Here is an 8,765-nt window from a genome sequence, read left to right as displayed (position 1 = left end):
CCCCCCCCGGGGGGACCTCTTCCCCCCCCCCCCCCCCGCCCCCCCCCCCCCGCCAACCCCACCCCCCCCCCCCGCCCCCCCCCCCCGGCCCCCCCTCCGGGCCCCCCCCCCCCCCCCCCCGGAGGGGCGCGCTCACGCTCCAAGCCTTTCTGGCTTCACTGTTTTTCTTGATTTCCGCAGCCCATGCCAATGCTCTCGAACTAAAACCCTTCAAGGACGATCTCTTCGCCTATCCGGCCGCGCTTTCGTCCGACACCAGCGGCGCTTACACGGTCATCGACTACCAGGAACTGCGCGATATCAACCAGCGCGACCAGGTGCCCGAGCGCCGGGTGCATGCCCAGTACACCGACACCAGCGTGCGCAAGATGCAGCAGGATCTCTTGCTGAAAACCGATGCCGGCGATGTCAGGCATATTGCCGTCGGCAAGACCGAGGGTGCCGGCATCATCGTGCTTTATCTGCACGGTCAGGGCGGCAGCCGTAAGCAAGGCGTGGACGACTTCACCTTCGGCGGAAACTTCAATCGTCTCAAGAATCTGATGGCCGGCAATGGCGGGCTCTATCTCAGTCCCGACTTCCCCGATTTCGGCGACAAGGGCGCCGCACAGGTGGCAGCCCTGATCGATCATTATGCCCAACAGTCGCCGGCCGCGAAAATCTTCGTCGCTTGCGGCTCCATGGGCGGTGCATTGTGCTGGAAACTCGCCGCCCGCAAGGACACGGGCGGCCGCATCGATGGCTTGCTGCTGCTTGGGTCGCTGTGGGACGAAAGCTATTTCGCCAGCCCCGCTTTCAAGCGGCGTGTGCCGGTCTTCTTCGGCCAAGGAAGCCATGACGTGGTCTTCCCCGTGGCCAGCCAGGAAGCGTTCTTTCGATCGATCCTCGCCAAATCAAAGACTTACCCGACCCGCTTCGTCCGTTTCGAGACAGGCACCCACGGCACGCCGATCCGCATGGTCGACTGGCGCGGCACGCTCAACTGGATGCTGTCGAAGGCGCCTTGATCGCCATAGGGGAAGCCGGTCCTGCGTTCAGGGCGCGGTGTTGTAGTCGACGACCGTCTGAGGGTTCTGTTCTCCGTCATAGGATGCATCGACATCGTACTGGACCAGCGAGAAATCGCCGTTGCGGAACAGATAGGTGCCCGATGACGAGGCGTCGCCTATGCCGCGCCATTTGTTGAATGTGGTGATCGTGTGGGCATTCTGGTCATAGTCGGAATTGACGGCCCAGCCTGTGGTCTGGAAACCAATGACGTGCATGGATTCGACCTTGCCTTCGGTGTCGTTGTTCACATAGCGGATGTCCATCTCCGGCTCGGTGAACTGCAACTGCCTCGCGCCGGATACGTCGTCGCTCATGTAGTAGACCGAGCTTTCATTGTAGGCCGCGGCCGAGCAGGAGAAATGGAACAGCCGCGCTTCCCTCTCGGGATCGCTGGCCGCCGCGTCCTTGTCCTTGTATTTGATCGAAAAAGTCTCCGGCTCATTGGCTAGAAGCGCCTTGTCGCACTGCTCGCCATAGGTCGCCGCAAAGGCCTTCTTGGCCTGTTCCAACGCCGCATCCTTCTTCGGCGGCGGCGGGCCGTCGCCGCAGCTTGGCGGCAGCGCCTCCTCGAAATCGGCGGTGGAGGCTTTCAGCGCGCCTTTTTCGATGTGGATCGGATCAAAGGGCGGCGCCGCCTGGATCTGGGCGTTCACCTGGCGCAGCGTATAGCAGCCGGCAAAGATCTTTTCGCCGCCGTTCTTGTCCGTGGCACGGATGGCGACGGGGACATTGTAGAAAATGCTGCCGGCAGCCCCTTCGTCGGAAACAGCACCGGTCTCGACCTCAACCTTGTCGGTGCCTTCATAGCCCTTGACGAAACTGTCGAAATCCTTTGCCGGCTTTGTGTCGCCGAAATAGCCCCAGGCGCGGGCGAATTCGCGCCGGCTGATGGCGTTGTAGAGCGAACGGACGACTGCATCGGCACTCGATCGGTCGTCGAGATAGGGCGCTTCGGATGCATCGTCCGCGCCCATTGCCGTCTGGCCTGCTGCGGCAAGGGAGAGAAAGGCAGTCGCTGCGAGAAGGAAGCGTCTCATCGGGAATCTCCGCTCGATGGCAGATTCTACTATGGCGATTGCGGCAACGTGGTGACGCAACTTCGGCGATGCTTGAAGAATCGCGCGCGAAGGCGCTACGTCCCGTTCGCCGGCATTCCGGCCGGACAGGAGGTTTGACGTGACGATGTCGATGTATGAGGCGTCCGTGCCCGTGTTTTCAGCCAGGCTGAAAGCGCTTTCCAATGTGCTGGCGACAGCCGAACAGAACGCGCTTGACCGCAAGATCGATCCGCAGGTGTTTTTGACGGCGCGGCTGGCGCCCGACATGTTCGCTTTGACCCGCCAGGTCCAGATCGCCACCGACCATGCCAAGGGCGCGCCGTCGCGGCTGGCCGGCCGCGAAGTGCCGAGATACGAGGACAATGAGGCAAGCTTCGCCGAATTGGAGGCGCGGATCGCCAAGACGCTCACGCATCTGGAGACGTTTTCGCCCGCCGATCTCGACGGTTCCGATGACAAGATGATCGAGTTGAGGCTTGGTGGACGCGAAATAGCGCTGGCAGGCATGCAGTATCTGCTGCATGCGGCCATGCCCAACTTCTATTTCCACGTCACCACGGCCTACGACATCCTTCGCCACAATGGCGTGCCGCTGGGCAAGTCGACCTTCCTGGGATCGCGGTGAGGAATTGAGGCATTCGAGATGTCCCGGATCGATCCGGGACGTCTCGCGAGATGATCTAGCGAACGGACATTTCGCGGGCGATGCGCGGAAAATCGGCGGGCTTGATGCCGATATCGGCACGGTCCGTATTGCTCATCGAGTGAAGCAGCGCGAGCGCCGCGCGATATCTCTGGTGTTCCTGCGGGCGCGGCCGGGCGAACATTTCAGTGAAGAAACCCATGGTTCAGGCTCCGATTGGTCCTCCACAGCTGTCAATATAGCTGAATCGTGACAATTGTGCAGTGCAGCATTTGCATACCTGCCATGTCCTGGTGATCTTTTGACCCGATGGGCGGGCGAAACTTTTGCTCCGCGCGCACCATAGGTCTTGATGCCGGCACATGGCTGGCCTTTCCTCGCCACTCCTGGCGAATTTCCGGACTGCATGAGAGTGCAGTCCGGCTTTTGTTCGAGATATTGGGAGCGGCCAAATTGGTTAAGATCGGTGGTATTCATTTTTAACGAGCCGATTCTATGCTCTGAAGCCTGAACGGTCAGGCAAGGGGGAGGCTGCCATCGCTATTGGTACCAAGCAGGATTTCGCTTCGTTGCTCGACGACCTCTTCGTCGCCTCCGACAAGGACGAGGGAATCGAGGAGGCGGGCGTTCGCCCCTCCATCCCGTTTGACTATCTCACCGTCGCCGACGAGCTCCATTCCGGCCGCATCAAGGTTTCCGCCGCCGAATACCGCGAGGCCGGCGCCGATCTGGCGGCCGAATTCGTTGCCTTGCTTGAACACGCAAAGCTTGCTCTCGCTGGCGAAGAGCCCAAGCCCGAGGAAAAGCTGCCGCCGATCGATCCTGAATCGATCGCGGTCGAGCTGGGGCTGAATCAGCCCAAAGGCGCAGCCGATTTCGGCCGCATGCGCCGCAGCTTTGCCTTCGCCAACCATCCCGACCGCGTCGCCCCGCATCTGCGCCAGCGCGCCATGATCCGCATGCAGGTGGCCAACATGCTGATCGACGAGGCCAAGCGGCGCGCGTTGGCCGGCGCACGCCGCTAACGCCTCGGTTCACGCAAAAGTCGGCCCGCGAAGGGTTGGAGAGCCCCTCCGCTTCCTTGTAAGATGCCACTTCGTTCCCGCGCAGCCGCGCACACTTTCCCTCCGGAGCAGAATTCCATGCACAAACGCCGTCTCGGCCGGACCGATCTTCTTGTTACCCAGATATGCCTGGGTTCGATGACTTGGGGCCAGCAGAACACCGAAGCCGAAGGCCATGCACAGATGGATCTGGCCTTCTCGCGCGGGGTCACTTTCATCGATACCGCCGAGCTTTATCCGATTCCGCCCAAGGCTGAGACGCAGGGAAGGACGGAAAAGATCATCGGCAGCTGGATCAAGACCAAGGGCAACCGCGACAAGGTGATCCTTGCCTCCAAGGTCGTCGGGCGCACGGCCAACGCCTGGTTTCGCGGCGACAGGCCGTCGCAACTGGTGCGCGCCGATATTTTTGATGCCATCGACAAATCGCTGGCCAGGCTCGGCACCGACTACCTCGACCTCTACCAGATCCATTGGCCGGAGCGGGATATACCCTGGGGCGCCAACCCGACGCGAATCGGAGCCGTCCCGCGCCGTGCCGATTCCGATGGCGCACCGGGCGGCGAAACGCCGATCGCCGAGACGCTTGCCGTGTTCGACGAACTGGTGAAGGTGGGAAAGATCCGCCATTTCGGCCTGTCGAACGAAAGTTCCTGGGGCGTGATGCGGTTTCTTGCGGAAAGCGACGAAGGGGTTGGCCCACGTGTCGTGTCGGTCCAGAACGCCTACAATCTCGTCAACCGCACCTTCGAGGTAAACCTCGCCGAAATCTGCGATCGCGAGCAGGTGTCTTTGCTCGCCTATTCGCCGCTGGCGCAGGGCTATTTGACCGGCAAATACGATCATGGCGCGCGCCCTCAAGGATCGCGCTCGCAGCTGTTCAATCGCGGCCAGCGCTACGAGACGCCCAATGCCGCCGAAGTGCAGCTCGAATACAACGAGCTGGCGCGTTCCTTTGGCCTGGAGCCGGCGCTGTTTGCCAACGCCTATGTATCGAGCCGGCCCTTCGTCGCCTCGAATATCATCGGCGCGACGACCATTCCGCAACTCGAAATGGCGCTGTCCTCCGTGGATGTCGTCTGGACCGAGGAGATGCAGAAGGCGGTGGATGCCATTCACCAGCGGGTCGGCAATCCCTGTCCTTGATCGGCTCTCCGGCGTGGAATTATCCAGGAACGACAAACGGGTGGAGACGATGGTGAATTTTCCGATCGAGGCAGTGCGCGAACGATTTCCCGCTCTCTCGCTGACCGACAAAGGTCGCCGGCGCATCTATCTCGACAATCCCGCCGGCACACAGGTGCCGCGGACCGTTGCCGACGCGGTATCGCATTGCCTGCTCACCACCAATGCCAATCTTGGCGGCTATTTCGAAACGGCGATCGCCGCTCAAGCTGTCGTCGACGAGGCGCATCAGGCTATGGCCGATTTTCTGGGTGCCGCGAGCCCTGAGGAGATCATCGTCGGCGCCAACATGACGACGCTGACCTACCATATGTCGCGCACGCTTGGCCGCACGCTGAAGTCCGGCGACGAGATAATCCTCACCCGCATGGACCATGAGGGCAATGTGTCGCCCTGGCTGCAACTGGCCGAGGACCTTGGCCTCGTGGTGCGCTGGCTGCCGTTCGACGAAAAGAGCTGGCAGGTCGAAGAAGCGACGCTGGCTGGTCTGCTTTCCGATAAAACAAGGCTGGTCGCGTTGAACTACGCCAGCAACCTGACCGGCTCCATCAACCGCGTGAAGGCGCTGACCGCCATCGCCAGACAGGCCGGCGCGCTGGTCTATGTCGATGCCGTGCAGTTCGCGCCGCATGGCCTGATCGACGTCAGGAATCTCGGCTGCGACTTCCTGATCTGCTCGGCGTACAAATTCTTCGGTCCGCACATGGGCATATTGTGGGGCCGGCGTGACGTCATCGATGGCCTGAAACCCTACAAATGCCGTTGCTCGTCGAATGGCCTGCCGGAGCGCTTCGAACTCGGCACGCCGCAGATCGAACTGATGGCCGGCCTCACGGCGGCGATCGACTACTTTGCCGACATTGGCGCTGCCGCAGGCGAGGGGGGTTCAAGAAGGCAAAAGATTGCCAAGGCGTTCGAAGTCTCGACCGCCTACGAAAATCCGCTGGCACTGAGGCTGATCGAAGGCCTCTCCGATATTGCAGGCCTGACCATCCACGGCATCGCCGATCCGAAGCGGCTCAGCGAGCGCGTGCCGACGGTCTCCTTCACCGTCGACGGCATCGTGCCGGAGACGATCGTGCGGCAGATGAATGCCGAAAACATCTTCCTGTGGTCCGGCCACAACTACGCCTGGGAGATCGTCCATCAGCTCGGCATCCCGGCCGAAGAGGGCGTCGTGCGCATCGGCATTGCCCACTACAACACACCAGCCGAAATCGACGAGACGCTGGAGAGCGTGCATCGCGTTATAGCCATGCTGAGACAGCAACGATCCTGACGAGAGCTTGAATTGTCATCGCGCCTTGCTGCCGAAGCCAGTAAGAAATGCGGTGAGATTGTCGCCGAGTTCGTCGCAGAGATAGCCGCCTTCCTGGACGATTACCGTCGGCAGGCCGAGCCTGGCGATGGCTTCGCCGATGCGAGAGAAACCTGGCGTCGTCACTGACAGCCCGCCGAACGGATCGCCCTCGAATGCGTCGAGGCCGAGCGCCACGACCAGCGCATCGGGCGAGAAGGCACGGATACGCTGGAACGCCACCTTAAGCGCTTCGAGAAACGCGGCGTCGGCGGATTTGCGCGGCAGCGGCAAGTTGAAATTGTAGCCAAGGCCCGGGCCTTCGCCGCGCTCGTCGGCATGGCCCCAGAAGAACGGGTAGAAGCGCACCGGGTCGGCATGCAGCGAAACGGTGAGCACATCCGGCCGGGCATAGAAGATGCCTTGCGTGCCATTGCCGTGATGCAGGTCGACATCGAGGATCGCCACGCGGGCGGCTTGTTTGCGCAAAACCTGGGCCGCAATGGCCGAATTGTTGATGAAGCAGAATCCGCCGGCGACGTCGGCAAAGGCATGGTGGCCGGGCGGGCGGCACAGCGCATAGGCGGCCGGCGCGCCTGATATCACCGCTTCGGCCGCTTCAACCGCGCTCCAGGCGCTCCACAATGCGCTTTGCCAGGTTTCGCCCGAGATCGGGCAGGCCGTGTCGGCCATATGATAGCCGGCCTGGCCAACCGCCGAGGCCGGGTAGGAGCCGTTACGCGCGATCGGATGGATATTGGGGATGACTTCGGCCGAAGCGCCTTCGATGCGCTGCCATCGCGCATGGATGTGCTCGAGGAAATCCAGATATTCGGGCGTGTGTACCGCCGCCACCGGACCGAGGCCGTGATCGCGCGGCCGCTCGATCGTACAGCCGGCGGACCTTGCGCCGGCTAGCAATCTCTCGACGCGCTCCGGCTTTTCCGGATTGGGCTGCGCGGCGCCGCTTGAAAGAAATGCTTTTGGATCGTGGCGCTTCTGTTCTTCGGCATAGAAGGCTCTCATTCCCGCTCCCCGTCCTCCGGCGCATCGGCGAAGGCGAAAAAGGCCTCCCCGATGATCTTCTGCGTCTGCTCGTAGCTCGACCAGGCGATGCCCAGCCTTTCATAAAAGGCCTTGGCGCCCTCATTGTCGGTGTCGACCGACAGTCTGAGATAAACGCCGCCTTCTTTCCGGCACCGGGTCGCAACGCGGCGCAGCAGGCGTTCGCCGATCTTGCGGCCGCGAAAGCGGTCCTCGACATAGAGGTCTTGCACATAGACGCCGGGCCGGCCCATCCAGGTCGAAAAGATCGGGAAATGCACGCACAGTCCGGCGAATTCCCCGTCGACTTCGGCGATCAGGGTCGAGAAGGCGGGTTTTTCGCCGAAGCCGTAGGTTCTGAGATCGTCAACGGTCGAGATGATTTCGCCGGGCGCGCCGATGTGGGTGCCGAGTTTCAGGATCGCCGCGTGGATGGTTTCGACATCGTCGATCCGTCCGGGGCGGAGGCGGACTTTTGATGGCTCGTCCACGATTAAAACGCCACCCTATCACCACCCTTCAGGGCCAGCATCTCGCGCGCTTCGGCCGGTGTGGCGACCTCCAGCGACAGCCCGTCGAGAATGCCTCGGATGCGGCGCACTTGGTCGGCATTGGACTTGGCCAGCTGGCGGCCATCATAGAGGCTGTCCTCCAGCCCGACGCGGACATTGCCGCCCATCGCCGCGGCGATCGAGATCAGCGGCATCTGATTGCGGCCGGCGGCCAGCACTGAAAACTGGTAGCTGTCGCCGAACAATTTGTCGGCGATCCGCTTCATGTGGACGAGATTGTCTGGATCGGCGCCGATGCCGCCAAGAATGCCCAGCACGAACTGGATGAACAGCGGTCCCGAGACCAGCCCGCGGTCGCGGAAATGCGCCAGCGAATAGAGATGGCCGACGTCGTAGCATTCGAACTCGAAGCGCGTGCCGCAACCCTTGCCCAGCCTCTCGATCACACCCTCCATGTCGGCGAAGGTGTTCTTGAAGATGGTGTCGCGCGTGGCTTCCAGCAACTTCGGTTCCCACTCGTGCTGCCACTCCCTTGGCTTGTCGAGCATCGGGAAAAGCGCGAAATTCATCGAGCCCATGTTGAGCGAGCACATTTCGGGCTCGACCCGCAGAGGGGCCGCCAACCGCTGGTCCAGCGTCATCAGCGAGGAACCGCCGGTGGTGATGTTGATCACCGCTGACGTCGCCTGCTTGATGCGCGGCAGGAACTGCATGAACACGTCCGGATCGGCGGTCGGCCGCCCGTCCCTGGGATCGCGGGCGTGGAGATGCAGGATCGACGCACCGGCCTCGGCGGCGGCGATCGCATCCGCCGCGATCTGGTCCGGCGTCACCGGCAGGTAGGGCGACATCGACGGCGTGTGCACCGACCCGGTGACGGCACAGGTGATGATGACTTTTCGCGGCGCCATA

The 8,765-nt window shown here is 62.2% G+C and carries 10 protein-coding genes; 5 read left to right on the top strand and 5 right to left on the bottom strand.

What is annotated here, in order from left to right:
* Positions 1–149 precede the first annotated feature (149 nt).
* The gene (locus NKI49_RS30250) at positions 150–1,007 is read left to right on the top strand and encodes an alpha/beta hydrolase family protein (protein ID WP_352607360.1); all 858 of its coding nucleotides are present in this window, start codon (positions 150–152) and stop codon (positions 1,005–1,007) included.
* Between the two features lie 27 nt (positions 1,008–1,034).
* On the opposite strand, the gene NKI49_RS30245 is transcribed toward NKI49_RS30250, so the two are convergent.
* Entirely contained in the window at positions 1,035–2,087 is a 1,053-nt protein-coding gene (locus tag NKI49_RS30245) for a DUF1176 domain-containing protein (protein ID WP_352607293.1), read from the bottom strand.
* Positions 2,088–2,226: 139 nt separating this feature from the next.
* Between NKI49_RS30245 and NKI49_RS30240 the strand changes: the two genes are divergently transcribed.
* On the top strand, positions 2,227–2,733 hold the full coding sequence (locus NKI49_RS30240) for a DUF1993 domain-containing protein (protein ID WP_352607295.1): 507 nt from the start codon (positions 2,227–2,229) through the stop codon (positions 2,731–2,733).
* Between the two features lie 55 nt (positions 2,734–2,788).
* Here the strand turns inward: NKI49_RS30240 and NKI49_RS30235 are convergent, their stop codons facing one another.
* Complete coding sequence (locus NKI49_RS30235; RefSeq protein ID WP_081689686.1) at positions 2,789–2,953, bottom strand: hypothetical protein; 165 nt, start codon at positions 2,951–2,953, stop codon at positions 2,789–2,791.
* A 367-nt stretch (positions 2,954–3,320) separates the two neighbouring features.
* Here NKI49_RS30235 and NKI49_RS30230 point away from each other — a divergent pair, with 367 nt between their 5' ends.
* The 3 genes from NKI49_RS30230 (at position 3,321) to NKI49_RS30220 (ending at position 6,279) form a co-directional block, all read left to right on the top strand.
* The gene (locus NKI49_RS30230; RefSeq protein WP_352607298.1) at positions 3,321–3,776 is read left to right on the top strand and encodes a hypothetical protein; all 456 of its coding nucleotides are present in this window, start codon (positions 3,321–3,323) and stop codon (positions 3,774–3,776) included.
* 117 nt (positions 3,777–3,893) lie between these two features.
* A complete protein-coding gene (locus NKI49_RS30225; RefSeq protein WP_352607300.1) occupies positions 3,894–4,961 on the top strand; it encodes an aldo/keto reductase in 1,068 nt (355 codons plus the stop codon).
* Positions 4,962–5,010: 49 nt separating this feature from the next.
* A complete protein-coding gene (locus NKI49_RS30220) occupies positions 5,011–6,279 on the top strand; it encodes a cysteine desulfurase-like protein (RefSeq protein WP_352607302.1) in 1,269 nt (422 codons plus the stop codon).
* Between the two features lie 15 nt (positions 6,280–6,294).
* Here the strand turns inward: NKI49_RS30220 and NKI49_RS30215 are convergent, their stop codons facing one another.
* Genes NKI49_RS30215 through kce form a run of 3 tightly spaced genes read right to left on the bottom strand, consistent with a single transcriptional unit; the run spans position 6,295 to position 8,764 of the window.
* Complete coding sequence (locus tag NKI49_RS30215; protein WP_352607304.1) at positions 6,295–7,323, bottom strand: histone deacetylase family protein; 1,029 nt, start codon at positions 7,321–7,323, stop codon at positions 6,295–6,297.
* Positions 7,320–7,832 (bottom strand): GNAT family N-acetyltransferase, encoded by a 513-nt coding sequence (locus tag NKI49_RS30210; RefSeq protein ID WP_352607306.1) that lies wholly within the window; start codon positions 7,830–7,832, stop codon positions 7,320–7,322. The genes NKI49_RS30215 and NKI49_RS30210 overlap by 4 nt, the downstream gene beginning before the upstream one ends.
* A 2-nt stretch (positions 7,833–7,834) precedes the next feature.
* Positions 7,835–8,764 (bottom strand): 3,5-dioxohexanoate:acetyl-CoA acetone transferase, encoded by a 930-nt coding sequence (kce, locus tag NKI49_RS30205; protein WP_352607308.1) that lies wholly within the window; start codon positions 8,762–8,764, stop codon positions 7,835–7,837.
* Position 8,765: the final 1 nt, after the last annotated feature.

Source organism: Mesorhizobium sp. M0587, assembly GCF_040320945.1.
In the GTDB taxonomy this organism is placed as follows: domain Bacteria; phylum Pseudomonadota; class Alphaproteobacteria; order Rhizobiales; family Rhizobiaceae; genus Mesorhizobium.
Note: the sequence above shows the minus strand (reverse complement) of the source record. Positions and strands in the feature narration are given on the sequence as shown.